This window comes from Candidatus Binatia bacterium (assembly GCA_029243485.1).
In the GTDB taxonomy this organism is placed as follows: domain Bacteria; phylum Desulfobacterota; class Binatia; order UBA12015; family UBA12015; genus VGTG01.
Window position 1 is genome coordinate 244,706 of record JAQWRY010000086.1, and the last position, 25,790, is coordinate 270,495.

At 65.2% G+C, this 25,790-nt stretch carries 21 protein-coding genes, 1 tRNA gene and 1 pseudogene; 9 read left to right on the top strand and 14 right to left on the bottom strand.

The features are described from left to right. Positions 1–7 precede the first annotated feature (7 nt). Positions 8–1,669 carry a glycosyltransferase family 39 protein gene (locus P8R42_25885; protein MDG2308025.1) on the top strand — a complete coding sequence of 554 codons (1,662 nt, stop codon included), beginning with the start codon at positions 8–10 and terminating at the stop codon, positions 1,667–1,669. Between the two features lie 6 nt (positions 1,670–1,675). Here P8R42_25885 and P8R42_25890 read toward each other — a convergent pair whose 3' ends face one another. The 3 genes from P8R42_25890 to P8R42_25900 all read right to left on the bottom strand — a co-directional run bounded on the left by P8R42_25890 (position 1,676) and on the right by P8R42_25900 (position 5,138). Beyond that, on the bottom strand, positions 1,676–2,539 hold the full coding sequence (locus P8R42_25890) for a DUF374 domain-containing protein (protein ID MDG2308026.1): 864 nt from the start codon (positions 2,537–2,539) through the stop codon (positions 1,676–1,678). A 360-nt stretch (positions 2,540–2,899) separates the two neighbouring features. Continuing rightward, positions 2,900–4,615: a hypothetical protein gene (locus tag P8R42_25895; protein MDG2308027.1), complete on the bottom strand. Its 1,716-nt coding sequence runs from the start codon at positions 4,613–4,615 to the stop codon at positions 2,900–2,902. A gap of 172 nt (positions 4,616–4,787) precedes the next feature. After that, positions 4,788–5,138, bottom strand: a complete 351-nt coding sequence (locus P8R42_25900; protein ID MDG2308028.1) for a hypothetical protein — start codon at positions 5,136–5,138, stop codon at positions 4,788–4,790. Between the two features lie 157 nt (positions 5,139–5,295). Here P8R42_25900 and P8R42_25905 point away from each other — a divergent pair, with 157 nt between their 5' ends. Both P8R42_25905 and P8R42_25910 read left to right on the top strand, forming a co-directional pair. Beyond that, positions 5,296–5,685 (top strand): hypothetical protein, encoded by a 390-nt coding sequence (locus P8R42_25905; protein ID MDG2308029.1) that lies wholly within the window; start codon positions 5,296–5,298, stop codon positions 5,683–5,685. 25 nt (positions 5,686–5,710) lie between these two features. Continuing rightward, positions 5,711–5,805: transfer RNA gene (locus P8R42_25910), tRNA-Sec, on the top strand. Positions 5,806–5,845: 40 nt separating this feature from the next. Here the strand turns inward: P8R42_25910 and P8R42_25915 are convergent. The 3 genes and pseudogenes from P8R42_25915 to P8R42_25925 all read right to left on the bottom strand — a co-directional run bounded on the left by P8R42_25915 (position 5,846) and on the right by P8R42_25925 (position 7,166). After that, positions 5,846–6,020: pseudogene (locus P8R42_25915) on the bottom strand (IS3 family transposase). A gap of 201 nt (positions 6,021–6,221) precedes the next feature. Continuing rightward, on the bottom strand, positions 6,222–6,347 hold the full coding sequence (locus P8R42_25920; protein ID MDG2308030.1) for a hypothetical protein: 126 nt from the start codon (positions 6,345–6,347) through the stop codon (positions 6,222–6,224). Positions 6,348–6,884: 537 nt separating this feature from the next. Beyond that, a complete protein-coding gene (locus P8R42_25925; GenBank protein ID MDG2308031.1) occupies positions 6,885–7,166 on the bottom strand; it encodes a hypothetical protein in 282 nt (93 codons plus the stop codon). A 112-nt stretch (positions 7,167–7,278) separates the two neighbouring features. Between P8R42_25925 and P8R42_25930 the strand changes: the two genes are divergently transcribed. From P8R42_25930 to P8R42_25940, 3 genes are all read left to right on the top strand, one after another. Beyond that, positions 7,279–7,836 (top strand): HAMP domain-containing sensor histidine kinase, encoded by a 558-nt coding sequence (locus P8R42_25930; GenBank protein ID MDG2308032.1) that lies wholly within the window; start codon positions 7,279–7,281, stop codon positions 7,834–7,836. Positions 7,837–7,869: 33 nt separating this feature from the next. Then, the gene (locus P8R42_25935) at positions 7,870–9,288 is read left to right on the top strand and encodes a sigma-54 dependent transcriptional regulator (protein ID MDG2308033.1); all 1,419 of its coding nucleotides are present in this window, start codon (positions 7,870–7,872) and stop codon (positions 9,286–9,288) included. Between the two features lie 152 nt (positions 9,289–9,440). Beyond that, a complete protein-coding gene (locus P8R42_25940; protein ID MDG2308034.1) occupies positions 9,441–9,620 on the top strand; it encodes a hypothetical protein in 180 nt (59 codons plus the stop codon). 17 nt (positions 9,621–9,637) lie between these two features. Here the strand turns inward: P8R42_25940 and P8R42_25945 are convergent, their stop codons facing one another. From P8R42_25945 to P8R42_25955, 3 genes are all read right to left on the bottom strand, one after another. Continuing rightward, a complete protein-coding gene (locus tag P8R42_25945) occupies positions 9,638–11,797 on the bottom strand; it encodes a sulfatase (protein MDG2308035.1) in 2,160 nt (719 codons plus the stop codon). A 99-nt stretch (positions 11,798–11,896) separates the two neighbouring features. Beyond that, a complete protein-coding gene (locus tag P8R42_25950) occupies positions 11,897–12,046 on the bottom strand; it encodes a hypothetical protein (protein MDG2308036.1) in 150 nt (49 codons plus the stop codon). Positions 12,047–12,184: 138 nt separating this feature from the next. Beyond that, on the bottom strand, positions 12,185–12,865 hold the full coding sequence (locus tag P8R42_25955) for a class I SAM-dependent methyltransferase (protein MDG2308037.1): 681 nt from the start codon (positions 12,863–12,865) through the stop codon (positions 12,185–12,187). Between the two features lie 55 nt (positions 12,866–12,920). Between P8R42_25955 and P8R42_25960 the strand changes: the two genes are divergently transcribed. Then, positions 12,921–13,934, top strand: coding sequence for a TIGR03617 family F420-dependent LLM class oxidoreductase (locus P8R42_25960; protein ID MDG2308038.1), 1,014 nt, complete (start codon positions 12,921–12,923; stop codon positions 13,932–13,934). Here P8R42_25960 and P8R42_25965 read toward each other — a convergent pair. The 4 genes from P8R42_25965 to P8R42_25980 form a co-directional block, all read right to left on the bottom strand. Beyond that, on the bottom strand, positions 13,931–14,557 hold the full coding sequence (locus P8R42_25965; protein MDG2308039.1) for an HAD family hydrolase: 627 nt from the start codon (positions 14,555–14,557) through the stop codon (positions 13,931–13,933). The genes P8R42_25960 and P8R42_25965 overlap by 4 nt on opposite strands. Continuing rightward, positions 14,554–15,999: an FGGY family carbohydrate kinase gene (locus P8R42_25970; protein ID MDG2308040.1), complete on the bottom strand. Its 1,446-nt coding sequence runs from the start codon at positions 15,997–15,999 to the stop codon at positions 14,554–14,556. Before P8R42_25970 ends, P8R42_25965 begins: the two co-directional genes overlap by 4 nt. Positions 16,000–16,067: 68 nt before the next feature. Beyond that, positions 16,068–16,844, bottom strand: coding sequence for a sulfotransferase (locus tag P8R42_25975; protein ID MDG2308041.1), 777 nt, complete (start codon positions 16,842–16,844; stop codon positions 16,068–16,070). Between the two features lie 209 nt (positions 16,845–17,053). Continuing rightward, entirely contained in the window at positions 17,054–21,013 is a 3,960-nt protein-coding gene (locus P8R42_25980; protein MDG2308042.1) for a hypothetical protein, read from the bottom strand. A gap of 381 nt (positions 21,014–21,394) precedes the next feature. On the opposite strand from P8R42_25980, the gene P8R42_25985 reads away from it, so the two are divergent. After that, positions 21,395–22,072, top strand: a complete 678-nt coding sequence (locus P8R42_25985; protein ID MDG2308043.1) for a haloacid dehalogenase-like hydrolase — start codon at positions 21,395–21,397, stop codon at positions 22,070–22,072. Positions 22,073–22,303: 231 nt separating this feature from the next. Here P8R42_25985 and P8R42_25990 read toward each other — a convergent pair whose 3' ends face one another. Continuing rightward, positions 22,304–24,337, bottom strand: a complete 2,034-nt coding sequence (locus P8R42_25990; protein MDG2308044.1) for a CehA/McbA family metallohydrolase — start codon at positions 24,335–24,337, stop codon at positions 22,304–22,306. 365 nt (positions 24,338–24,702) lie between these two features. Between P8R42_25990 and P8R42_25995 the strand changes: the two genes are divergently transcribed. Then, positions 24,703–25,707: a CAP domain-containing protein gene (locus tag P8R42_25995; protein MDG2308045.1), complete on the top strand. Its 1,005-nt coding sequence runs from the start codon at positions 24,703–24,705 to the stop codon at positions 25,705–25,707. Positions 25,708–25,790: the final 83 nt, after the last annotated feature.

Consider the following 25,790-nt stretch of genomic DNA (forward strand, 5'->3'; position numbering starts at 1 on the left):
GATTCCGATGACCGACGCGAGGACCGCATCGAGTGACGGAGGCCTTCTCGGCCTAGCGCAGTCGATCGCGACCGCTTCGCAATCCATCACCGAAGTCGGCACCTGGTGGTTGATGAGCGCGGTTCTGCTCGTCGGCGTCGGATGTATCATCGGGCAGGCCTCGTCGCTCCGCACCGAGAGGGGCTCGGACCGTGGACTTCTCATCGCGGGGTTGCTCTTCGTCGGAGCGCTACTGGTTCGTGCTCTCCTGCCGCCCTGGACGCACTACACCTACAACGACGAGTATCTGTATCTGCGCTACGCGCACGAGCTCGGGGAATCGGGGACGTTCTCCTTCGAGAACCAACCACCACTTCTGATCTACCTGTACGCGCTCGCCTTTCGCGGCTTCTCGGCATCCGCGCAGACGACGTCTGCGATCACCAGTATCGCGGGCAGTCTCACCGTCGCCGCGCTTTACGGATGTCTTCGAAGCCTCCGGGTCGACCGGACCGTTGCCGTGCTCGCCGCGGCGCTCCTCGCGGTACATCCACTTCACGTGAAGCACTCAGGCGCCAGTTCGCTCGAGGTCATGTCTCTGCTCTTCCTCGTCGCGAGCGTCGGCACGTTCGCTCGGTGGCTTCGCACAAACGGAACCCTCTCCCTGCTCTCGTTCGCCGTCTGTCTGTTCGGAGCGCTCACGACACGGATCGAGAACTTCGCGCTGGTCCCGATTTTCGGCGGACTCGCACTTGTCGGTCTGGAAGACCAGCGACGCCCCACACTCTATGAGTTCTCCATGCTCGGCCTCGTCGTGCTCACGGCGGGGCTCTACCTGCCGAGCGTACTCCTCTTCCACGGGGATCAAGCCGGGTGGTGGAAGAGCGAACTGAGCGCCGTCGCACTGCTGGCGAACAACCTCAAATTCTGGATCGGCGGGGGCCTCTCCGTCGGCAAGCTTCCGTTTCTGCTTCTCGCGGGCGGCGTGGTGGGGTCCTGGCGTACCAGCCGGACTGCGTGCGTGACCTGGCTCGTCCTTCTCTTCACGTACTCTGCGATCTACGTCGTGCACGGCGCGAACCTCGGCTACCACCACGAGAGCACGCACCCTCCGTACTTCGCCGCACGAGCGAGTGGGCACGACATGTTCCGGTTCAACGTTCCGCTGCTACCGGCGATCGTGTTCTTTCTCGCAAGCGGCATCGTCTCCTGGGTGAGCCTGATCGATTCGACGCTGCGGAAGATCACGGCGCGCACCGCCCCGGCCGTATCGGTGGCGATTCTCATCCTTGCCGGTGCCGTTCTCCTCGGCGCCTCCGGAGAATACGCCGCATACGACCCGGCCGGATTCATCGGCTCCGCCTACAACCGGCCCATCGAGCGAGCCGAGTTCGAGTTCCTCGAGACGGAGCTCCGATCCGCCCCAAGGCCCGTCCGCTGCTACATGCTCCCCGCGTCCACGGAGCCGTTCCTAAGAGACGGGATCGAGATCGTTGCCGTGAACCACGCGGACGAGATCTCCGTCGACGGCATGTCGAGCTTTTTCTACGTGAACTCCGCCCAGCTCATGAACCCGCGTCTCCGAACTGCCTTCGACCAAGTCCGCCGGAAGTTCTCCCTGGACCCGGTCGCCAAGACCGCCGCGGGCCCTCTCGAACTCGAGCTCTTTCGCCTGCGCTCGCGGGGCTGACCGGCGTCACGCCGAGCGCGGGGGCGGGAACGTCTCGCACGCGACGGCCCCGATCGGGGGGGCGCTCGCCGCGTCGACGCGCCGACTCTCGGCTTCTTCCATTCCCAGAACTTCGGGCCCATACGGCTCTGCCGCAGCGGCCCCCTCCGCGACATACGCGACTGAGGCGTCCGCGAGCTGATTCAATCGCACTTCGAGGTCGGCGCGGATCGCTTCGAGCTCGTCTTCACTGGCGTTGGCCGGCACGCGAATCGGCCCCTCGCTGAGGAAGACCGCGCGGCCCCACGGCCACGGGAAGCCGAGCTTCATCCAGGCCTTCTCGAACACGGTGAGGTTCGTGCCCCACGCGCGCGCGAGGACGATCGGCAAGCCCGTGTCGCGAGCGAGGTAAACCGCACCCCATCGCGCCTGACGCGCCGGCCCCTGGGATCCATCGACCGTGCAGAACAACGCTCGACCTTCGTCGCGCGCATCTTGCGTGAGTTGAAGGAGCGCCTGCTTACTGCCGCCCGAGTTCGAACCCCGTGCGAAACGGAAGTGCCAGGGAGCGAGAAGGTTGGCAGAGAAGTCACCGATCCGACCGCGGCTCAGCATCGCCGAGCACGGGTAGCCACGTGTGTAGCGAATCAACTCGAAGAGCAGCGGCATCGAGTCCTGATGCCAGTAGGCGATGATGCACGGTCGTTCTTGCTTGATGTACTCAAACAGCGGGCCACGCCGTTCGGAACGCACGAGATGGTGCATACAAAGGCACCAGAGGCGCGCGAGGACTCGCACGATTGGGTAGTAGAGCACCTGGAGGTCGGACAGCCGGTGCCCGACGATTCGCAGCAACGACTCCTTCTTCGGCTTCTTCTTCTTGGTGGTCACGCCTCGGTCCTCGCAAGCAACTGCGGAACGCCCTGCGTGTCACACCCCACCCAGCCCCGTTCCCCCGCGGGATCGTGGAACACGGCCCGGCGGTAGTCAAACCGAGGCCCTAATGGTGCCGTGTCTCCCATCCTAGATAACATCGGGCGGATCGGGCCGGACGATTAGAGGCCGCTGAACGGGTTGCGGATCTCGACCTCACCAATGCAGCGCCCGTCCTGCATATCCTCGGAGAGGAGCCGCTTGCAGCCGCTCTGTCCCGCCGCCCGCTTTTTCTTCGCGGTCCGGTCATCCGTGTAGACGAGGATGTTCGAGTCGAGAAAGCTACGGCCGGGCCCATTCGGACCCGGCCGCCGTCCCTCAGACCGGACAACTGCCGTTCGGCAGACCGTCATCGAGGTCGTCACACGCCACGCCCAGGCTGCCCGCCGCGTCCGCAGCCCGGCAGGCCCGGCACGCGATCCGCGGGGTCAGGCAGCCGTGTGCGTCCTCCACCGTCGTGGCGCCGGCACAGACCGGCAGCACTTCGGACGGCAGCACGTCCGCCGCAACGCAGAGCTTGCCGAGGCTGCGGCGCAGAAGGTCGACTTTCTTGTCGCCGGCAACTCCGAGATCACACGCCGCAGCGATCTTGCCCTTCGCATCCGCACCGATGCACGCCGCGAGTTCTACCGGGCTCGTGATTGAGCCGTGCTTCAGACCCTCCTTTGCGCACCGAGCGAACTCCTTCAGCCGGGCGTCGAGACACTTTCGTGCCGAACTAGCGACCGACTGCTGACACTTGCGCGCCGCGGACTGGTCGTTTGGAAGGATCGTTCCATCGAAGGCGACGCCGAACAGATCCACGAAGAAGCCGGTTCCCGCGCCAACAGCCGCATCCGCGACGAGCATCCCGTCCGACGGACCAAAGTCCGGTAGCTCAGTACATTTCTTGGCCTGCAAGTCCGTCACCTTGGACCGAGCCTTCGCCATCTTCCCCTTAGCATCGGCGGTGACACAGGTTTGCGCCGAACCATTCTTGCCCTTCGAGTACTCCTTGGCGCACTTCAAGACCTCTTTGCCCTGTACCCCCGCGGCGACCCCCAGCTGACCCAGCATCGTGTTCAGGCACTTCTGTTGAGCCTTCCTCTGCGGCGCAGGCGGCGGCGACTCCACCGTCACGGTGAGGCTCGCGCACGTGCCCGGATCCGCACACCCACCTTCGCCGCGGACGAAGATCTCGGTGGTGACAACAGGCATCAGGGTCACTGAAGGGCCGCTACCTACGCTCGCGAAACCGCAGCCATCGACGTACCACTGCCACGCCGTCGCATCGCCCAACGCCGCCCCGCCGATGGACAGCGTCGTGCTCTCCCCGCCAAGAATCGTGGTGCCTCCCGCGACCGTCGGCACCTCGGGTTCGGTGCACGTCGTCGTGCAGGTGAAGCCACACCCGAGGCTTAGGTCGAACGCAGCCGCGTCGTTCGTCTCCCAGCGCGCCAGGTCGTGGATCGCGGCGCCGAACACCGTCGACTCCGCAACGACTACGCCGCAATCATAGCGCGCGTTGTTCGTCTCCGGCGCGATCGCGAATGCGTGCAGTCCGTCCACGAGTTCCGCCGGGTGCGCAGACGTGTTCGTGCTCGTCGTATCCGCATCCCAACCTCCGTTCATCTGAAGCCCCGCCACGAGGACGCCTCCCTGATGTGCGAATACCTGGTCGCCGGAGGTGGAGAATTGCAGCCCCCCACCAATCGTCGTCCCGGCCGATTCTCCCACCGCGTCGAGCACTTCGAGGGGCGACTGGACCGCGACGAACTCACTTCCGCACGGGTAGTCCGCATCGAACGTCAGCTCGAACGCGCCTTCGCCCGACCGAAAGCCCCCTCCCGCGAGCCAGCCCCGATCGGTGAACGTAACGAAGGTGCCCGCCGTCACCGCGCGAAGGAGCACGAACGAAACCGCGTCCGCGCCCGTCGACTTATACCCCGTGAACGCGAGATCTCCCGCCTCGAGCGTCGTCTGCGCCCGGGCTTCGCTCTGTACCAACGCGCAAATCGCGCCGAGCACACACAACAACACTACTACCTTCCGCATTCCACACTCCTTTCGATGGCGCCGTCGGGGCGACCCCGAAGACGAGGGAGCGACTACAATGCGAGAGGCGTGCCGCCGGGGCAGCGACGAAAACCGCAGGTGCGACGTGGGTGGGAACGCGGAGGGGAGGGGCCACGAAGCGGAACGCTTCAGGCCTGCGAAGCGATTCGCTTCAGCCCGTGGCGCGCGTCAGCTTCTTCTTGCGCGCAGCGTGGCGTGGCTTCGACTCGGCGACACCGAACCGCTTCCGGAGCACCGTGGCGATGCGGCGACGTTCCTTCGAGGTGAGATCGCCGTCGTACCAGACCGCCACGTTGATCTTCGCGCGCGTGCCTTGCTTGCCTGCAACCGCCGCGAACTCGAGGAGCAACGAGTCCGAATCGACGTCCGCTGCTTCGGCCACTTCATCGTAGAGCTTATCGACGTCTTCGGGCGCGGGCCGATCCGATTCGAGGATCGTTCCGACCGCGGCATCGTCCCTTAGGAACCCTGCGCTCTCGAGAAGTTCTTCGAAGCTACCCATCGCCCTTACCAAACCGCACGAATGGAAAGTCGAGTCCAATACCGCGCAGATGCGCTAACGCACAGGACTATCGGAGACGGCCGCTCATTCCCCACGGCAACTCGGAGAAACGCTTGGTCTTCAAGTCGAAACCAAGCGCGCGTAGTTTCCGCCGCAAGTGCTGCACGTCCCAGAAAAACTCTTCTTCGACTCCATCGGGAAGGCGCACGCGGTGCATCTTCTCAAGGCAGCCGGCGAGGATTCGCTCGCTCGGCGACTCGAACTTCAAGTCACCGAAGCTGACACAGCCGCCGGGGTTCAGGCGCGCCGCAACCTGTGCGAAGAGAGCCTACGTCTCGTCGTCGGTCAGATGGTCGATCGCATAGGAGCTGACGACCAGCCGGACCGGATCAACGTCCACCGCGTCCACGATTACCTGGAGGACGTCTACGTGGAGGACGGACACCGCGGCCGAGGGCTCGGGAAGGAGCTCGTCGCCGGCAACGATCAGGCTAGCCAAACCGGTAACAAGACCGGTAACGATGTCGGTGCGAGATCAGAGAGCTAGCCTCTAAAGCACTGAAAAACTACATGGAGGAGGATCGGGGCCGGTGTCCCGCACGGTCTTCAAAACCGCAGGACCCCTCATTGAGGGGTCGGATGGTTCGACTCCATCCCTCCTCCGCCAATGTTCTCAAGAGTTTTCGGAAGCGATCGTGAACGAGGTGTCGCAGGTACGTGAAGCCCGTCTGCCAAAGCTCGTTTGGAAGCGATCGGCGGCGCGGATCAAGACGTAGCCGGACTCGTGATCAGGTCGTGCGCCTTCAGAATGCGATACACGCGGGATTCAGAGATGAATTGGCCCGTCCGGTCCGTCATCTGCCACGCCAGCTCCCGAGGCGACTTCCCGGATCGGCCAGCGCCGCTTCGACCGCGCTCGGAGATGCGGTTCCAGTGGCGGCGTGTCGCGGGCTTGCGCGGCTCGAGCCCCGCGGCGCGGGCAGACCACCCGGCGATACCCCCGTCGACGTAAGCTGCGCCGCCACCCGACACGATGTCTGCGACCTCCCGGGCCGTCGCGGGACTCACCGCATTCGCGTCGAGCTAGAGCCCTCGGAAGCCGAGAGCGGCGACGTCGCGCGCCCACCGAAGACCCCATTCACCGGGGTGCAGCAGTCCAATCGTCGCTCCCATGCAGACCACGCGCCCTTGTCGCGTCGAACGTGCCATGCGAAATGCCTGTCGGCCCGGGGTTCGTTCCACGAACGTCACAAACCGCAATTAAATTCACCTTGCCAGATAGCGAAATGGGCCCAAAGTGGAGGAGATGAAACTTTCACTGTCAAACCAGCTCGCCCGGCAAAGACGCGCCCTGCGCCGCCTGGCGCGCCGGCGCACGCACGTCCGGTTGGGTCGGCCCAATGCCGAAGCCACCGACGCGCACGCGCCGCAAGTCTCTACACAGAGGCTTCGCACCGCCTGAAACGGCGGTACCAACGTTCAAACGTCACGGCCGGGGGACACGCCGTCGCCCGCCCGTGACAAACACACGTTTGCACGAGGAGATTTATCTGCAGTTTCCCGTGCACCCTCATGGCACCGTCGTTGCGAAGAACACACACGACCGACGTCGGCAGCCATCAACCTTAGGAAATGGGGCTTCGTCGGTCCACGGCACCATACACCCGACGACATCCATGAAAACGGGGTGCGCCGGCCGCTTCGGCCCCCCATAACCGGCGCGGCCGGCGCCCCCACTCCTGAGCTTCAGAGGGCGGGGAGCGTCAGCCCCAAACGCGTGCCCGGTTCTCCGGTCGCAACGAGCGAGAGTTCACCGCCGTGGGCCCGTGCGACACGATCGCGGTCGGCCGAGAGCACGACGTTCTCGAGGTCCGTCTCCACGTGGACGCTGCCCGCTTCGCAAAGAGGCCCCACCTGCCCGAGCGCGTCGCGGCAGGCGTCCGTCAAATCGAATTCGATCTTCTGGAACCCATCGTCCCGGCGCGCGAACGCGAGGAGGTCGCCGACGAGCCAACCGATCCGGTCCAACTCCTCGAGCGCGAACCACCTTCTTCGCGCTCTCTTTCTTACCCATTGGATCCTTCGTCCCTTTGGGCCCGGAGTGCCTCTTATTTCAAACCCCTAGCTGGCCCAACTTCTGATGAAACCGAACAGGCTCGCAGGGGAGGACGACGGTCGGTTCGGCGAAGAACACGCGCTCATCCTCACCGAACTCGAGCGCTTCGAGAACCGGGGCGCCGCGCGACTGCGATTCTCTCGAAAGAAAGAGTTCCACTTCGAGGCCGCGAATCTACGAGACCGCGTCCACGACACGGTCGGGGATCTCAAACCCGCTCTCGCAAAGTCGGGGACCGAAATCATGGTCGAGGCGAACGACGGTCTCCGCAGTCAGATCGACGGCGGCAAGGTCCGCCAAGTTCTGGTGAACCTGATCGAGAGCGCACGAGACGCCCTCCGCGCGGCGGACGGTCGTCGCGAGATCCGTGTCGACCTGAACCGCATGGGAGAGGAGGCTCGCCTCACCGTCGCCGGACCCGGCATCGACGCCGAGGATCTCCCACATTTGTTCGAACCCTTCTTCTCACGAAAGGCTACCGGGACCGGCCTGGGCCGTGCCATCGTCCAGCGTGCGATCAAAGCCACGGCAGCCGCATTGCCGCCAGTTCGGTCAATAGGTCTGGAAGCCTATCCGACATAGATCTACCACTCGCCAGCACTCCGAGGAAAAGCCATGAAAGCATCAATCCTGGTCGTCGATGACGAACGCGCCATCTGCCTCGCCATCTCGCGACTCCTCCGCGCACACGGGTACGAGGTCGACACCGCTCCGTCCGCCGAAGCCGCGGTCGAAAAGCTCGAACAGAGCGTCTTTCACCTCATCATCACCGACCTTAGCATGGGCAAGATGTCGGGAATGGACCTGCTCGAGTGGGTCAGGCAGCACTCGCCGGAAACCGCGGCCATCATGATCACGGCCTACGGATCGGAGAAGACAGCCGTGGAGGCGATGAAGCTCGGCGCGTCCGACTACGTACCGAAGCCTTTTGACAACGACGAGCTCGAGCTCAAGGTCGCTCGCGTCCTCGAGACGATGGCAAACAAGCGCGAGAACCGCCTTCTGCGCGAGCAAGTCGAAAGCACGTACCGATTCGAGAACCTGATCGGGAAGAGCCCGAGCATGCAGCGCGTCTTCGACGTGATCCGGCGCGTCGCGGACAGTGATCTGACGGTGCTCGTCCGTGGCCCCAGTGGAACGGGCAAGGAGTTGGTCGCCAACGCGATCCACTACAACAGCCCGCGGCGCGGCAAGGCGCTCGTGAAAGTAAACTGTGCAGCGTTCTCGCGTGAGCTCGTCGAAAGCGAGCTCTTCGGTCACGAGAAGGGCTCCTTCACGGGTGCGACCGCCACCAAGGAGGGGAAGTTCGAGATCTCGGACGGCGGCACGCTGTTCCTCGACGAGATCGGGGACATGGCGCTCGAGACGCAAGCGAAGATCCTCCGCGTTCTTCAGGAAAAGGAACTCGAACGCGTCGGTGGCAACAAGACCATCAAAGTCGACGTGCGGATCATCGCAGCCACGAACCAGGACCTCGAAGCCAAGACCAAGCAGGGCACGTTCCGCGAGGACCTGTTCTACCGCCTGAACGTCGTGCCGATCCTCCTACCGGCCTTGAAGGATCGGCCCGGAGACATGCCACTGCTCATCACGCACCTCGTCGAGAAGGCGGCAGACCGGCTCCGCCGACCGAAGAAGAATGTGTCGCCGACCGCAATGCGGGCACTCCTCGCTCACGAGTGGAAGGGCAACGTGCGAGAGCTCGAGCATGCGATCGAGCAGGCGGTGGTTCTGGGCGCGGGTGAAGAGATCGAACTCGCGGACCTTCCGGGCGCCATGACCTCCGACACCACGGTCGCCGCAGTGGCTCTCGGCGGCGGTGGAGATAATCCCCAGAGCGCGACGTTCAAGGAAGCAAAGCAGCGGGTCGTCGAGGGCTTCGAGCGTCAGTTCATCGAGGAAGCGCTCGATCGCCACAACGGCAACATCTCGAAAGCGGCCGAAGAGATGGGCATGTACCGCCAGCACCTTCAGGGGAAGCTCTCGGAGTACGGCATCGACGCCGCGGTCTATCGCAACCGGAAGAAGAGCTAGGAACCCGGCCCAAGATGGACCGTCGGCAGGTCGTCGTGAGCCATCTTGGGTCAGGCTCCTCCCGCGCACCCTACATAGGCACTGCCTGCGTCGATACCCATCAAGTCCGAAGCGGGCACTGCCGATACGATCTCCAGGAGTGCAGAGCGTCCATGACGCGCTGGCAAAAACGGATCTTGAAAACCCTGGTCTACGGAATATTTTTCGGCGCCGCCGGTATGTACCTGTACATGACACAGGGAGCGCTGCTGGATTCGAGCATCACGGCCATGCTGCAATGGCGCGATGCTTCGAAACAATCGGTCTACGGGTACGGCGGCAAGAACAACTAGTGCACTAGCCGCTGTCCTCAGTTGACGTATCCCAGCGCTTTCAGCTTGTCCTTCATCAAGCGGTCGACCTTCTTTTGCTTCTCGCCGAAGTCGTCGAACCCGGCTCCACTGCGCCACTGCCCGAAGCGTCGCGCGGCGGCTGCCTCGTCCGGATTGGATCCGTGCGAATTGTGGCCTTCAGTGGGATCCTGATCGAGATCGAAGAAGCCGTTCATCCCAGTCGACGACCAGACGTAGAGCGAGTCCTTGTCGCGCATGCTCAGCAGATGTCCCGGGGCCGTGAAGTCGTATTCCTTGTCGACGGGTCGGTAGAGAAAGCCGACCGTCTCGCCGCCACGGATTTCGGTCTCAGTGCCGTCGAGAACAGCGACGAGCGACTGGCCGTCCATCTCCGGGCCGCCGGGAATCTCCGCGAGCTCGAGGACCGTGGGAAGGATGTCCCGCAGCTGCGCCGGTGTCTTGATGCGCTTGCCGCCGTCGACCTTACCCGGCCAACGCATGATGAGAGGCACGTGGGTCTCTTCTCGGGTGAGCGCCTTGAAGTGATTCGCAAGGCCATGCTCGCCGAACAGCTCGCCGTGATCCGACGTGATGATCACGATCGTGTCGTCACTGAGCCCGCGCGCTTCGAGATCGGCGAGGAGCTTTCCGATCTCCGCGTCGAGATACGCGATCTCGGCATCGTAGAGATCGAGCATCTCGTCCCACTTCGCCTGATCGAACTCCGGCGCCACGTCACGCACAAACGCATTGCTGCTGATCGTGCCGCCGTGGTCTCGGTGGTAGCGAACGAAGCCCAACTCCGGATCCGCGTCCGAAGCGAACTTCGCGCGGTACTCTTCGGGCGGATCGTATGCGTCGTGCGGATCCATGTAGTTGATAAATAGGAAGAACGGGCGATCGGGGTCTCTCCCGTCCAGCCAATCGAGTGCGTCGGCGTTGATGCGCTCGGCTCGAACGGCCTCGTTCTGCAGAAACGTCTTGCGGTGAAAGAGACGTAGGATGCTGTCGCCGGGAGCGACGCCCGTGGCCATCAATATCTTGATCGCAGGGATCTTCTCGAAGACGGAGAGGTAGAAGATGCGCACCGGGCCGTCGACGGTCTCGTCGAAGCCTTGCTCGAAACCCGAGCCGCGGCCGATCGACATGTTGCCGAGCACCGCTCCGGTCTCGTAGCCGTTCTCGCGAAACACTTCGGCCGCCGTCGTGAAGTCGGCGCCCAGGAATTTCTCCTGCGCCGCGTCGAACCGGCCCGTCACCATCACGAAGTGACCCGGGATCGTCCAGGACGACTCCGCGTGCACTTCCTCGAACAGAGCACCGTCCGCGGCCACCGCGTCCAGCACCGGCGACGTCGGGCGGTCGTACCCGTAGCTCGTGATGTGATCCGCGCGGGTCGTATCCATGACCAACCACAGGACGTTCGGCTTGCCGGTCGGTGCGTCGCCGACGGCGCTCGTGCCGCCTGCGTGCAGACGCAGGACGAGAGCCCCCGCCACAAGCACCATCACGACGAGCACCGACGCCGGGGCCACCAGGTTCTGCGTGCCGATCACGAGCGCCTTCAGAGCCCAGAACGCCAGGAAGTAGAGCCCGACGCACACCCCGAACAGAACCAGGAACGGCCAGATGCCGGAGACCGACAGGCCGATTGGGTACACGAACACATCTAGGTGATCGCCGACCGCGAGAAGAACGCTGAGCCAGATCGTGAGGTTCAGGAACGTTGCGATCCAACCGGGACCACGGCGCGTGTGGAGAGCAAAGTAGAGCAGCAGGGTGAGCCCGCCCACGATGAGCGCGAAGATGCTGTTCCCGACGAGTCCCTTCACCGAGATCAGATCAGGAAGAGCCCGATCGTTCAGCGGTAGTCCGATGAACACGAAGAAGAGTCCACCGAGGAAGACCGCGCCGAGGAACGGCCCCACCGCAATTCGCGGCAGGAACGGGATGCGTCGCCAGAGGAACGCGACAAAGCCACCGCCGAGTCCCGCGAGGAAGCCGAGAACGGCGTAGAAGCCGATCGCGAACAGCCATATACCGAGCGGGAGATACAATCCCGTCGCCGTATTGGTCATCGCCTCGACGACGCCAAAGATAGCCGCTCCACCGCCCCACAAGACGGCTCCGAGAAGGATGTCGTCGAGCAGCTCTCTTCCGATCGATTTCTCGCTCATTGGGCCCCTGCCGTCTGCCATGGCGCTGCCGGTGGTCGGACGAGCGCGAATCCCTCCAGTCTAAGGGGACGGGGCCGCCTAGCCAAGTGCGGGATTGGACTACCTGCGGCTGGAGGCCCCAATGTACTTCCGGGAGAGCGGGGAGAGATCCGTCCGACCAATCATCACCTCGATGAGGGAGAAGCGGTCGCTCTTTTCGGCCTCTTCGAGCCCGGAGAGAAGATCGGGGCCATGCCTAACCCGTCGCATGCGAGATCTCCCGGAATCCCGAAAATCTGCGAGACTCCCGCGCGACGGAGATACTCCGCCAGGAACTCACCCAGCGCCATCTTCGACGGCATGGCCCCAGGGTACCCGCTCCGGGAAGTTCAAACGAACGCGATCCGACTACCGAACGCGAACGACCAAAAGCGCATCCGTGTGCTCGACGACATCGACCCGACCTTGGAGTTCCGAGCGATACGCCAGCCACACGCCGGGGAAGTCCGCGTTCTCGGCCTGGCAGTCGTGCATCGCGATGAGACCTCCCGCCCGAACGAGGGGCAGGAACGCCCGGAGGTCTGCGCGGACCGACTCCTCGTCGTGCGCCCCGTCGATGAAGACGAGTCGCAAGACGACGCCGCGCCTCGCGAGTTCCGCCGCTCCTTCCAGAGAGGACATCACAATCGGCTCGACCCGGTCACCCACGCCGGCCGCGGCAACATTCGCCCGAAACGCCTCGAGCGTCGTACCTTCCTTCGCGAGGATCTCGCGGTGCTCCTCTTCGTCGCTGCCCACGTGGTGGTCGATCGCCCAGACCTTTGCGTCGATCACATTCGCGTCGCGCAGCGCCCGTGCCAGCACGATCGTCGAGCGCCCCTTCCAGGAACCGACCTCCGCGACGTCGCCCGGGCTTCCCGCCGCAGCAGCCGCGCGGTAGAGCGCCCGGAGCTCATCCTTCGTAGACCACCCCGGGACCGTCCACGCCCACAGCATCGTCGCCTCCGCCCCGTTGCCGCGCAGATGCTGAACGCGCGACCGAAGACGCCTGCCGAAATCCCGGATCTCGGCCTCGAACGGAGCGGGCACGAGTCTCGTCTAGCGTGACTTCTTCTCCAGTGCGACCTGCGCTAGAAACACGAACATGAAGCTCGATGCCGGACTTGTCGCTTCGCTGAAAGACATCCCCGCCACCGCACGCGTCGCCGAAGAGACGGGATTCGACGCCCTCTGGTCGGCCGAGACGAGTCACGACCCGTACTTGCCACTCCTCCTCGCCGCCGAGCACACCGAGCGGATCAAGCTCGGGACGGCGATCGCGGTCGCCTTCCCCCGCAGTCCGCTTATCCACGCGATGACGGCATGGGATCTCCAGGCCGCGTCGAACGGCCGGTTCATTCTCGGCCTCGGAACGCAGGTCAGAGGGCACAACGAGCGGCGCTTCGGCATCAAGTGGGAATCACCGGGGCCCCGTCTGCGCGAGATGATCGAGATGATCCGCGCGGCTTGGGACTGCTTTCAGAACGGGACGAAGCCGAGCTTCGAAGGGAAGTTCTACCGCTTCACCCTCATGACCCCGTTCTTCCAGCCGCAGCCGATCGAACACCCGAACATCCCGATCTACATCGCGGGAGTGAACGACTACATGTGCCGGCTCGCCGGTGAGATGTGCGACGGATTCCACGTGCACCCGCTCAACTCCGTCAAGTACATCACGGAATTCGTTCAGCCTAAGATCGCCGATGGCGCCGCGAAGGGGGGGCGGTCCGCAGCCCACTGCAAGCTCACGAGCTCCGTCTTCGTGATCGCGGGCGACAGCCACGAAGAGCGGAAGCCCCTGCGCCAGATGGTCCGCCAACAGATTTCCTTCTACGCCTCCACGCCCCAGTACCGACCGATCCTCGAGACCCACGGCTGGGGCGACGTCGGACCGCGGCTCAGCGAGAAGGCCCGCGCCGGCGATTGGGGCGGGATGGCCGAACTCGTCACCGACGACATGCTCGACGTGTTCTCCGTGACGGGGCGGTGGGACGACATCGCCGACCTCGTGAAGAGCCGATACGATGGACTGCTCGACCACCTGTGCTTCTACCTCCCGCCGGCGAAGACCGATCCGCCCGAGCGGTGGCGCGACATCGCGCGCGCGTTCAACGGCTAGAGAGAGCGCAGAAGTTCGGGAAGGGCGCGGAGTTCCTCGATCCGGGTATCGTGTTCGACGGAGCCGCCGACCCCGATGAAGCGGATGCTCGCGGCTTGCGCGGCAGCGAGATCGCTCGGGGAATCCCCGACGTAGACCGCGTCGACCGATTCCACGCCGAGCCCTTCGAGGCAGTGGAACAGCATGTCGGGCGCGGGCTTCGGGTGCTTCACGTCGCGAATGCCGACGACCATCTCGAACAGCGGCGCCAGCTCAAAGTGCGCCACGAGTTCCGGAATCGTCGCGCCGCGATTCGTCGCCATTGCCGTTCGGTAATGATCGCGAAGCCAGCGAAGCGTCTCGAAGAGCTCCGGCACCGGCTCGAGCTGCGCTAGAAACGGCGCGTACTCGGTGGCGTAGGCGGCCTCCATCGCGCGGGCGAGCTTCGCCGGGTCGTCGCCGAACAGCCACTTCATGACCTGAGGAGTCGCCATGCGATGCGCGTGTTCGCGGCCGTCATCGTCGAGCGGCGGCTCGCCCAGACGCCCCAACACCGCGTTGTAGAAAGCGACGTTCGCCTCGAAGGAATCGAAGAGAACGCCGTCGCAATCGAGAATGACCAGGGCCCCGGAGGACGGCTTCACGAGCCGGCCTCGAGCACCAGCGCCACGCGCTTGCCCCACGACTCCCGGCGCGAGGCGCGTTCGTCCGCGCTGCTCTTGGGCTCATAGGTTCGCCCCGACGCCCAGCCACCGACGACGTCGTCGTCGCTCCACAGTCCCGTCGCCCGACCGGCGAGATACGCGGATCCGAGCACCGCGGAGTCGAGCGCCTTCGGGCTCTCGACGACGACACCGGTCGCATCGGCGAGCAGCTCCAGCAGTAGACCGTTCACCGCGGCGCCACCGTCGACGCGCAGCGTGTCCGGGGGAGAATCTCCGGCAAGGCCGACGAAGGCCTCCGCGCAACGCCAGGCGATTCCTTCCAGCGCGGCGCGAGCCAGGTGGGCTCGCGTCGTTCCGCGGGAGACCCCACCGATGAGGCCACGCGTCCCCGTGTCCAAATAGGGCGAGCCCAACCCCTGAAGTGAGGGGACCATCCAAACGCCGTCACTCGAATCCACCGAACGAGCCAGCGGCTCGAGCGACGCCAGGTCGTCGATGACCCCGACGCCGTCGCGCAGCCACTGCGCGGTCGCGCCGGCTGTGATGACGGCGCTCTCGAAGCAAAATGACCGAACGTCGTCGAGCGCCCAGAGGACCAGGGGGTAGGCACCTTCGGGCGAGGTACCGAGCTCCGTTCCCGCGTGCCGATCGAGCATGCCCGACGTTCCCAGCGTGAGCTTGATGTCGCCCGGCCGGTGGCACGCGAGCGCGTACATCGAAGCGTGCTGATCGCCCGCCAGCGACGCGATCGGCACCGCCGCTCCGAACGCGGCGACCGAGGTCTCCCCAAGGATCTGGCTGCTCTGCACGCGCTGCGGAAGCCACCTCGCATCGAGGCCGAGCGCCTCGACCGCTCGCTCGTCCCATTCACCGGTCATGAAATCGTACAGGCCACTGACGGACAGGTTCGAGTGGTCGGTCGCGTGCACGCCGCCCCCCGAGAGACAGAAGGCCAGCCACGAATCCAACGTGCCGACCCGGAGCTGTTCGCGCGGAGTATCCCCGCCGTAGTTCTGTACGAGCCACTCGTACTTCGACGCGGCCGCCATCGGAATGACGAACACGCCTTCTCCAAGAAGCTCCCCGCAGCGGTCCGTGGTGCGCTGATCCTGCCAGCCGATCACCGGGCCGTGCGGCCTGCCCGACGCGTCGAACAACGCGCCCGACCCTCTCTGATTCGTGACACCGACGGCGGTCAGATCACCGGCCGCGAGTCCCGCCGCCGCCAAGGCCTGGGCCACCACGTCCTGCGTCCGTTGCCAGATTTCCGAGGGGTCGTGCTCGACCCAACCCGGATGAGGAAACGCCTGCCCCACCTCGACGTAGGCGCGACCGGCCACCGTCCCGTCGGCGTGAACCACCGCCGCCCGGACACCCGTGGTGCCTTCGTCGATTCCGAGAACGTGCTCCTTGGCCGACACGACACGAACCCTGCCGCGCCGGACTGCGCCGCGCAACTAGGAGCGAAGCCTTGAGATGACTCAGGCTCCTAGGAACGAAGCCGCGCCAGGTATCGCCGGGTTTTCCAGCGGTACCGCAGCAAACGATCGATCCTCCGCAGCCAGGTAGGCGTTCCCGATCTTCGCGGGCCGGGGCTCGGCTCTACTTCGTCGAGCGAACCGAGCCATGTCTCATCCGGTTCATAGCCCCGATCGATCAGAACCGCGGGGAGGTCCCGGTGCCGGAGGACCTCGGCCTTCACCCGCGGAAGGTCGGCCCGCCAGCCCGCGATCCGCCCCGTCTCCACCGGGCGCACGCCCCCGAGCGCGAGTTTCCCCGTGTTCGTCGGCGCCGCGGTCCGGTGAAACGTCGAAAAGGTCCCCGTTCGTTCCAAGAAGGCGAAGCGCTCGCCGATCTGCGCCTGGAGGGCGTCCGGCTCCTCGACCAGTTGCTCGTAGCGGACTCGCAAGAAGCGCTCGTGCGACCCGAGGCGCGCCGCCGCCGCCTCACACGCCTTCCAGTTCTCAAAGTCGCTCAGGTAACGATCCGGACGACCGGCGTGCCGACTCGTGATCACGGACCGCGGATCGCGCACCGCGTACAGCACGAACAGGTTCGGGTCGTGTCGAAACGCGGTCTCCAACCGGAGGATGTCGAGCGGCTTCTTGCTGAGGAACGAGGCCGCTCCCGTGGGTGGCTCCTCGAACAGCGACTGCTCCCGATCGCAACGCGCGGCGAACCGAAAACCCGCCGTCATCATCTCGAGAAGGAGCGTCGTGCCACTGCGCTCGCATCCCACGATGTGCACCCTCAAGGTCGCTGCCATTCCACCCCGATCTCGAAGACCCGAGGAGGTTCTTGCATGGCGATCGAAGAAGGCAAGTCAGAGAAGGGGAAGGGGATCAAGCACTGGGCGCCCGTCGTCAACGCGGCGCGGCGAAGCACCCCGATCAGGTAATCGCTCTTGTGCAGGAAGGATAAGGAGCGAGGCCGGCGTGGAGGGCTGGTACCCACCACGCCGGCTTCGGTCTATCCTCAGTCCCCGCTGTAGCGGAGCTGCTGGAAGGTCGGGGTGACGGGTCCCTTGGGCTGGAACGTCCGGACCGATGACACCGCGACCTCCCCGAGATCGACACTGACCCGGAGGTCGTTCGAATCGACCAGCGGCAGCTCCTGGTGCGAGGCCTTGATCCGCAGTTTCCAGCTCGCCGTGCCGCCCTTCCGTGAGAGATTGAGCGAAACCTCACCGCCGGTGGGCAGCAGGTTCGGTGCCTTCTTCACGCGGAAGCCCGACCCCTTGGCGATCATCGTGCCCGCAGGCATGTAGAACGACGCCAGGATCTTGGTCGGCGAGGAAACCGTCACGGTGATCGCGCCGGTTCCGTCGAAGGTCGGCGGCACGAGGACACGACCCTGGATCTTAATCCGGCCGCTCCCACCCTTCTTACCCGTCGGCTTCTTCTGCCAACGGCCCGACTTGATCTCCTCCCACTCGACGGCGCCCGCCGCTGGAAGATGCAGACTCGCCGCGCGTGCCGTGCCGGTGCCGGTCGCTATCGCCGAGAAGCTCGCGATGCTGCCCGAGGGAGCCCCGCTCATCACCTGCACCTGAATGGCGCCGCTCTGCCCCGGCGTGAGGGTACCGATGTCCCAGGAAAGGACGCCTTCGACAGTCGGAGGAGGCACCGTTCCGAGGATTTCGAAGAAGGCGCCGGCGTCGAACGTGACGACCACGTTGTCCACCGAAGCCACGCCGTCGTTCGCGTAGTCGATCGTCAGATCGATGAGACCTGCCGGCTTGGCCTCCGTCTGCGCCGAAGAAAGCGCGAGCGACAGGCCCGGCGCCGTCTCTACCGACGACAGCAGAGCCACACTGGCGTTCTCGCCACCCGCCGCACTGAGCGCGGCTTCCGTGCCGAGGATGGCGCCGTTCTGAACCCCACCGCCAACGGCGACGGTCACCTGAATGCTGCCACCGCCCCCCGGAGGAATATCCCCGAGGAACCAGAAATCATTCGAAGCCGACGCAGGAGGCGGAACCGACCCGACGAAGCTCAGATCCGCATCGTAGACGACAGTCATCATGGCATCGATGAGCGTCGTGTCGCCGGGGTTTCCGTAGGAGATCGTGTACATCACCTGTCCGCCGGGAGCGACGGGATCGATCGAGGCCGCCGCGGCGAGCGCGATGCCTTCGACGGTCTGGACGGTGTTCGTCGTGCTCTCGGTGATCAACTGAGCCGAGTCATCTTGCAACGTCGCGTTCGAGAGAAGAAGCGTGCCGTCGGGCAGGCCGCCATCCACGAGTCCACGAAGCGTGACCGTACCCGACGCTCCAACCGCGAGCGTTCCGAGCGTCCACGTATCGGTCGTGGCGAAGTCCGGCGCCGGCGTCGCCGACACGAAGATTACGCCCGCCGGCAGAGCCGCCGACAGTACGGTCCCCGTCGCATCGAGCGTGCCCGAGTTTCCGTAGTTCAGGGCGTAGGTGAGGATGTTGCCCGGCTGAACCGGCTCGGGCGCACCGACGATCCCGAGTTGCAGCGCCGGGATGAGGTCGATGACGGTACTCACCGTCGCCGTCGAGCTGTTGCTCAGCGCGTCGCTCATGATGCCGGTGAGCGTCGCGATCGAGCCATTGGGTGCGATGGCATCGGCGACGATGGCGATCGTGGCCGATGCGCCCGGCGCGAGGCTGCCGATCGTAAAGACGTTGTCGGTACCGACGTCCGGGGTCGGAGCGGACGAGAAGAACGCGATCTCCGCCGAGTAGGTCGCACTCACGACCACTCCGGTCGCCGTGTCACTGCCCGTATTCGAGTAGGTCAGCAGGTACGTAATCTGCCCGCCCGTGATGACCGGGTCCGGCGAATCGGACGCAACCAGGCTCAGCGAAGGCGAGCTCTGTGCGGTCGTGTCGACGGACGCCGACGCCGTGTTTCCGAGATCATCGGTGACGGTCGCCGAGGAGGTCAGGAGCGTCCCATTCGGAACGACCGACGGGAGCTGGACTTGAATGCGAACCCGGGAGCTATCGCCACCACGGATCTGCGGAATCGTCCACGTGTCCCCCAGGGCAGTATCAGGGGTCACGTCCGCACCCACGTAGGTGAGCAGCGGGTCGTAGCCCAGGTTCAGGACGACATTGAATGCCGTGTCGGTACCCGGGTTGGTGAATACGGCGTCGTAGAGCACGATGCCGTCGGCCGGCGCCGGATCCGGGACGTCCGTGATCGCCAGGGTGAGCTGCGGCGCACTCTGTACCGTGTTCGTGGCGGTCGCTACGGTGTCGTTTGAGAAGACGTCGGTCATCGTGAACAGCGTCGATATCGTGCTGCCGTTCGCGAGCGGGCTCCCAACGTCGACCGTCACGGTGATCGTTCCGCCCGCGCCCGGCGGCAACGAGCCGATGCTCCACTGATTGTCCGTACCCGTCTCCGGGGGCGGCGTGGCATCGAAAAAGCTGAGCGCATTCGGATAGTCCGCGATCAGCAGGGTGCTGACCGAGTCTGCCGTGCCCAGGTTGGAGTACGTGATCGTGTAGGTTGCCTGCCCGGCCGCAACGAACGGATTTGGCGCGCTCGCAACCACGCCATAGACGGGATTGCTCTCGATGTTGACCTGCAACGACGCGCTGACCTGCTGTCCGATCGAAGCTTCTTCAAGTGTCGCGGTGTTCGTGGTGATGGTGCCCGTGGGAAGAGGACTCGCGACGCTAAACGTCGCGGTGACCGAGCCGGAACCGCCGGCCGGAATCGTGCCGATGTTCCACACGACGTCGCTGCCGGAGAGCGCACCGCCGCCGGTGGCAGAGACGAACGTGAGATGGGTCGGAACAGGGTCGGTCATAACGACCGTGGTCGCCGGGCCGGTGCCGATGTTTGCGTACACCAACGAGAAGGTGACGGTGCCGCCCGCGGCCGCGGGCAGCGGGCTCGCGGTCTTGGAGAGCGTGACGTTCGGCTCGGGGCTGATGGCCACCTCCGCCGGGGAACCGAAGACGGAGACCGTGACCCCCGGGCTCCCGTCGAGACCGAAGATCGAAACCGAGCCGTCCGTCGTGTTCGCAACGGCGGCCTTGGTCGAATCCGGGAAGACGGCGATGCCGGCCGGGTTGCTGCCGACCGGAACCGAGCCGGTGACGAACTGAATTCCGGTCTCGAAGATGGTGACGCTTCCGTCCTGATCGTTGCTGACCACGCCGGTGAGCCCGTCAGGAGAGACGGCAACACCGAGCGGCCCGGCACCGACCAGAACCGTTCCTACGATCTGAAGGTCGAGTTCGCGGATCACGGTGACCGTGTTGGCGGAGTCGTTGCTGACGTAAATCTCGCCACCACCGGCCGCGATGCCTTCGGGCGTCGCGCCGACCGGGATCTCGTCGATGACGAGGTTCGTCGAGGTGTCGATCACCGACACGGAGTCGTCGGCCCGGTTGGTCACGTACGCGAAGCCACCACTCGGGGAGAGCGCGACATCGAAGGGCCCGTTGCCGACCTCGATGTTGGCGATGACGGTGTCGGACGCGCTGTCGATCGCCGCCACCATGCAGACCGGGACGGGCTCGGGGGTCGGCTCGGGGGTCGGGCCCGGCGTCGGGGAGGGGCCCGGGGTCGGCGTCGGGGAGGGGCCGGGGATGACGCACTCGGTCGACTGAACGACATAGGCCGTGGCGCCGTCCGGGGTCAAAGCGACAGCCGTCGGATTGCCCGGGACCGGGATCGTCGCCGTCACGGTGTTGGTGGCGATGTCGATCCGACTGACCGTGTTGTCGCCACGGTTCGCGACGTAGGCGAAAGTCCCGTTGCTATCGATCGCGATTCCGGTCGGCGCCTGGCCCACCGGAATCGAGGCGACCTGGAGCCCATCTGTGGATTGCAAGACGTGGACCGTATTGGTCCCCTGGTTGGTGACGTAGATCAGGGGCGCCGCGAGGGCGAGGCTCGGGAGAGCGAGCGCGCAGATCGAGAGCGCGAGAATACTGGGCTTACGCAAAGTCTACTCCTTGGTGATACGTCCGTATGGTTCAGAACTCTGAAGAATTGCTCGAGAGCGGCTGGTCCAAGGGCGGTGGGCTGGGACGGAGGTCAGGAGTAGGCGCCGCACTCCCCTCGGGGATCCGAGAGGCAGGCTTGTTATTGCAAGAAGCAATGCCCGCGCCATCGAGGCCTCGATAGCGCAAGGACCAACCGCCCATTTAGGCTGGCCCATACGCGCGGTATGGCACGGGCGCACGATCTTCATCCTGTGGTTTCAATTACTGGGACAGCCCAAAAGTCTGCTTCCGGTGTTCCAGTTGCGGGACGAACGTTCGAATACGGGCCCCGAACGGCGGCCCCGGTGCGCAGGTCGCACAGATGTCCTAAGACCCCGAGCATGGGGCGTCATCTCCTCCTCTTCGACATCGACGGCACACTCATCCACGCGGACGGGGCGGGGCGGGTAGCCCTCAGCCGGGCACTCTCCTCGGAGTTCGACATCCTCGATCCCCGGATCGTCGTCGGGTTCGCCGGCCGTACCGATCGCGCGATCGCCACCGAGGCGCTCTCGAGCCACGGGCTGGAGGCGAGCGAGGAGCGTTTCGGGCGCTATCTCGCTGCGTACTTGACGCATCTCCCCGGCACGCTCGTCGAGCGCAGCGGACGCATCCTCCCCGGTGCCCGGGAGCTTCTCGACGCGCTCACCACGCGTGACGACGTGACCCTCGGAATCCTCACGGGGAACTTCGAGGGAGCAGCAAATCTGAAACTGGAGCACTTCGGACTCGCCGAGTTCTTCGCCGGGGGCGGCTTCGGCGATCACCACCACGATCGCAATGACGTCGCGCGCGCCGCCCAATCCGCGTTTCCAGAACACGCCGGCGCCGACGTCACCGTCTGGGTGATCGGCGACACCCCCAACGACGTCCGTTGTGCACGCGCTATAGGGGCGCGCGCGGTCGCGGTCGCTGCAGGGTTCGCGACACACGAGGAACTCGCAGCCGAAGAACCGGATCACCTGCTCGCAGACCTTTGCGACGTCAGCGACTTTCTCGCGCTCCTGGACGACGGGTGACCGCGCCAATTATCGCATTGTCCGCCGGGACGCGCGTGGACAGACTGTGGAGATGTCCGCGCCCGAGGTCGGTGTGATCGAGGTCGTATCCGAGGCCCGATTGCTCAAGCCCGATTTCGGTCCCGAACCCGAGAGCCAAGACGGCACTCCCTACCCCTGGACGCCATCCCCTACGAGGGACTCGCGTTCCCGTCGCCAACCAAGTCCGTTCGACCCGGTGCCGGCGCTGCACTAGCGAGCGACGGGTTCGTCGTCGGGCGCGCCGCCGAAAAAGGGGCTCGTCCAGGCGGCGCCGCCGTCGGTCTGAACGACCCGGAGATAGAGATAGTCCCCCTCGCCGAGGGGCGGTAGATCCGCCACACCCGAGAGTTCGCGCTTGCCCTCGCCCGGGATCGAGACCCGCGGTTCACCCGAGCGGATCAAGTCGATGCGCTCGATCGGTGCGGTCCCGGCCACGTTCCACGCGAGACGCTGGGGGGTTTCCCCCGCGGCGATGGGAACGTCCGAGCCCATCGGCCGCCCATCCAGGGAGGTCTGCACCAGTATACGGGGACCGTTGGTCGCGTAGGATCGCCGGCTCCGCAGAGCGTCGAGGAGTGCACCCCGCGTGCGCGGTTCTTCCGAAGCGCTCCAGACGGCGGCCACTCCGGATTTGCCGGCGGCGACCTGGGAAAGCCCCGGGTGGCCGTCGTGTCCGTCGCTGCCCCCGGTGAAGCCGAGTCGGTATCCGAGATCGAGCGCATCACGGACGTAGTTGCCCGGCTTGGGGTTGTAAATCGGCATCGGTGAATCGGGAGACTCGCTACTCCCGTGGACCGACGCGATCTCCGTCACCGGCTCGAGTTCGGGATCGGGAGGGATCGACCAATCAATCGGCACCGGGCCGCCCGCCGAGTGGTGAGCGATCGTCAGAACCGGTTCGCCGCGGAGCGCGCCCCACAGCTTCGGCGGCGTATCGAGGTTCGGTGCGAGCGAGCTCAGCACCCGCAAGTCCTCTAGGTCGTCACCGAAGTGCACCACGTGCCGGTGCCCCTCGACCCAGTTGGTCCATTCGAAACCGAGGAGCGCGACGAAGCGTCCCGGCGCATGGAACTGCCCCACGTCCGCAACCGTTTGGTCCCAAAGCTGCGGATTCGCATCCAGCGCCTGGAGGCCCCAATGGTCGTGGTCGGTGATCGCGAGGAAGTCGAGTCCGGCGGCGTCGCGGCCGTACTCGAAGTACTCCGCCGGGGTCGCGGAGCCGTCGGAGAGCTGCGTGTGGCCCTGGAGGTCTCCCCACAAGAGCGTCGCTCTCTGGGCATCGCCCACCAGCATCGGATTGCTCTCCGCTTCGAGGGACCGACGGGCCTCGTCCACGTCGGTCTTCGCCCGGACTCGGTAGAGACCCGCCTTGCGGGCCTGCACGTCGACGGTGCGTCGACTCGCATCCTCCTTCGTGAAGGTGAGGCTCCCCGGCAGGTCAAGACCGGTCGCGCCGTCTGCCAGCTCCAACCGGACGTCCCCCTCGAATGGCGCACCCATGTTCCCCGCTCGATCGAGGACCGCGACCGTGAGCGGGACCGTCTCCCCGGGCCGTGCCGTACCCGGGAGGGCCAGGTAGAGAAGCGCCGGCCGGGCCGCTCGAACATCGACGCCCGGCGAGCGCTCGATCAGCTTGCGTACCCCGTCGCCGTCACCGTCGACGGCGATCCACAGCTTCGAGTCGCTCTCGGCGAACCGATCGACCTTGGCCGCGCTCGGCCCGGCGCCGAAGTCGATCCGCACGCGTTCACCCGGTGCCAGGGCGCGTCCCTGGATCTCGATACCCAGAAGCTGGGGACCGAGAGTCTGAGGGACCAACGTAATTCCCTTCGCGTCCGTGTGGACGGTGGTGTAGCCGGGGCCCTTCTCTTCGACGACCTGTGGCGTGTCCCAACCCCAGAACGGCGACACCTGCAGGAAGATCATCCCACCGTCTGCAACTCCGAGCGGCCCGGCCTCGTACAGGATGGGGAACCGCGCGCGGGTACTAGCGGTGACTTCCGGACGAGAACCCAACGCCTCGTGGCCGTCGATCCAGGCGCGACCCCCGCCATCGGCGGGACTACGGACGGTTTCGATGTCCGCGAGCATCTCGGCCTTGATCTCCGGGTGCGCCCAGGAGCGCTCAGCCGTGGGGGCCGGCTCGGCCACCGCGGCGGGCGATGTCGCCGGCTCTTGCGCCGGGGAAGCCGGGTTCGTTTCGTCGCGCGCGCAACCCGATTCGAGCACCGCGAAGACGACCATCAAACCCACCAAAATACTTTGGCCAGCAGGTCGTACAGCGAGCCGCATACGATCCCTGCTAGCCTCTGCCGGTCAACAATGCGAACGGCATTGGACGCGCCGCCGCAGCCGGTGGGGCATCGAAAAAAAACTTCATTTCCCGCCAATCCGCCTCAACCCACCCCTCGTTGCGGACGAAGGGTTCACTAAGAACCAAACTCCGGGAAGGCCATGAACTGGCTTCCCATACTCTATTGCTCGGCTATTCCTCGGGGGAGGGCCAGCCAGCGCGAAAGCGCGGCTACAGTCGAGGGGAAGGTGTGGTTGTTGTGCGGGTGGGAACTCTGTCATCCCTGCTTTACGTGGGGGTCATTTTGATAGCGGTGGTGACAACAGCACCAACCGCTGACGCGCAGAACATTGCGTGCGGCAACGTCTCTAGTGACGATGCCGACCTCGCGGACGCTTGGGGCGCACTCGAGGCTGCGTGTCCTTGTGAGTCCGCTAAGGCGACCAAGTGGCGCAAGGAACGCTCTTCGTTCGTGAAGTGCGCACGCAGCTTCGCCAGCGGTGCGATTGCGAGTGGAGACATCCGCTCGTCGTGTCGGAACGATCTGATGAGAGCGGCGAAGAAGTCGACGTGCTCTCGCACGACGTCGTCGGTGACGTGTTGCAAGACTTCTCACAACGGAACGAAGTCATGCAGCGTCGCGAAGAACGAAGAGAAGTGTAAGCCGAACAACCGACGGTTCGCCGAGATCGGCGAAACCGATTCGTGTCTGGACGCCTGCGACGATCTCGCGGGGCCGTCCTGCCTCGTCGACCAGGACTGCGACGACGGCAACCCCTGCACAGACGACGCCTGTGACGGCACCGGCTCCTGCGAGAACGTGCTCGACCCGTTCTGCGGGCCGAGCGACGACAACGGCGGTTCGGGCGGCACCTCGTGCACGGGAAAGGGCTCGTCGACGCACGGCCTCTCCAGCATGGAGCGGCAGCTTGCCGCGTTGATCAACAACTACCGCCAGAATAACGCTTCGATGTCGACCTGTACGTCGCTCAGCAAGGCGGCCCAGGATCACGCCAACGATATGCGAGACAAAAAGTACTACTCGCACAAGGGCAGTAACGGCTCCGAGTTCTGGGAGCGCACGTGTGACGCGGGTTACAACGCCGGCTGCGGGCCCTCCACGTGGATGGGTGAAATCATCACCGGCTGGGCCGGCACTCCCGAGACCGCCTTCCAGATGTGGAAGGGCTCCCCGGGGCATGACGCGCTCATGAAGGACACCCGCTACACCACGATGGGCATCGGCCACGCGTGCGGCGGCCCTAACGGCCACTACTGGGTGATTGACTTCGGCGCGACCGAAGAAGCGAGTTGCAACTAGCACCGACGCAACGTCGGTGATCGGGAAAGCGGGCGTCTCACGAGTTGGGACGCCCGTTCTTCGTTTCGGCAGCGGCGACCCCG

Excerpts from the sequence above, each read along its gene's own strand:
- P8R42_25885 (MDG2308025.1), top strand. The coding sequence starts at position 8 with ATGACCGACGCGAGGACCGCATCGAGTGACGGAGGCCTTCTCGGCCTA.
- P8R42_25895 (MDG2308027.1), bottom strand. The coding sequence starts at position 4,615 with ATGCGGAAGGTAGTAGTGTTGTTGTGTGTGCTCGGCGCGATTTGCGCG.
- P8R42_25900 (MDG2308028.1), bottom strand. The coding sequence starts at position 5,138 with ATGGGTAGCTTCGAAGAACTTCTCGAGAGCGCAGGGTTCCTAAGGGAC.
- P8R42_25920 (MDG2308030.1), bottom strand. The coding sequence starts at position 6,347 with ATGGCACGTTCGACGCGACAAGGGCGCGTGGTCTGCATGGGAGCGACG.
- P8R42_25930 (MDG2308032.1), top strand. The coding sequence starts at position 7,279 with ATGAAACCGAACAGGCTCGCAGGGGAGGACGACGGTCGGTTCGGCGAA.
- P8R42_25935 (MDG2308033.1), top strand. The coding sequence starts at position 7,870 with ATGAAAGCATCAATCCTGGTCGTCGATGACGAACGCGCCATCTGCCTC.
- P8R42_25940 (MDG2308034.1), top strand. The coding sequence starts at position 9,441 with ATGACGCGCTGGCAAAAACGGATCTTGAAAACCCTGGTCTACGGAATA.
- P8R42_25945 (MDG2308035.1), bottom strand. The coding sequence starts at position 11,797 with ATGAGCGAGAAATCGATCGGAAGAGAGCTGCTCGACGACATCCTTCTC.
- P8R42_25950 (MDG2308036.1), bottom strand. The coding sequence starts at position 12,046 with ATGCGACGGGTTAGGCATGGCCCCGATCTTCTCTCCGGGCTCGAAGAG.
- P8R42_25960 (MDG2308038.1), top strand. The coding sequence starts at position 12,921 with ATGAAGCTCGATGCCGGACTTGTCGCTTCGCTGAAAGACATCCCCGCC.
- P8R42_25975 (MDG2308041.1), bottom strand. The coding sequence starts at position 16,844 with ATGGCAGCGACCTTGAGGGTGCACATCGTGGGATGCGAGCGCAGTGGC.
- P8R42_25985 (MDG2308043.1), top strand. The coding sequence starts at position 21,395 with ATGGGGCGTCATCTCCTCCTCTTCGACATCGACGGCACACTCATCCAC.
- P8R42_25990 (MDG2308044.1), bottom strand. The coding sequence starts at position 24,337 with ATGGTCGTCTTCGCGGTGCTCGAATCGGGTTGCGCGCGCGACGAAACG.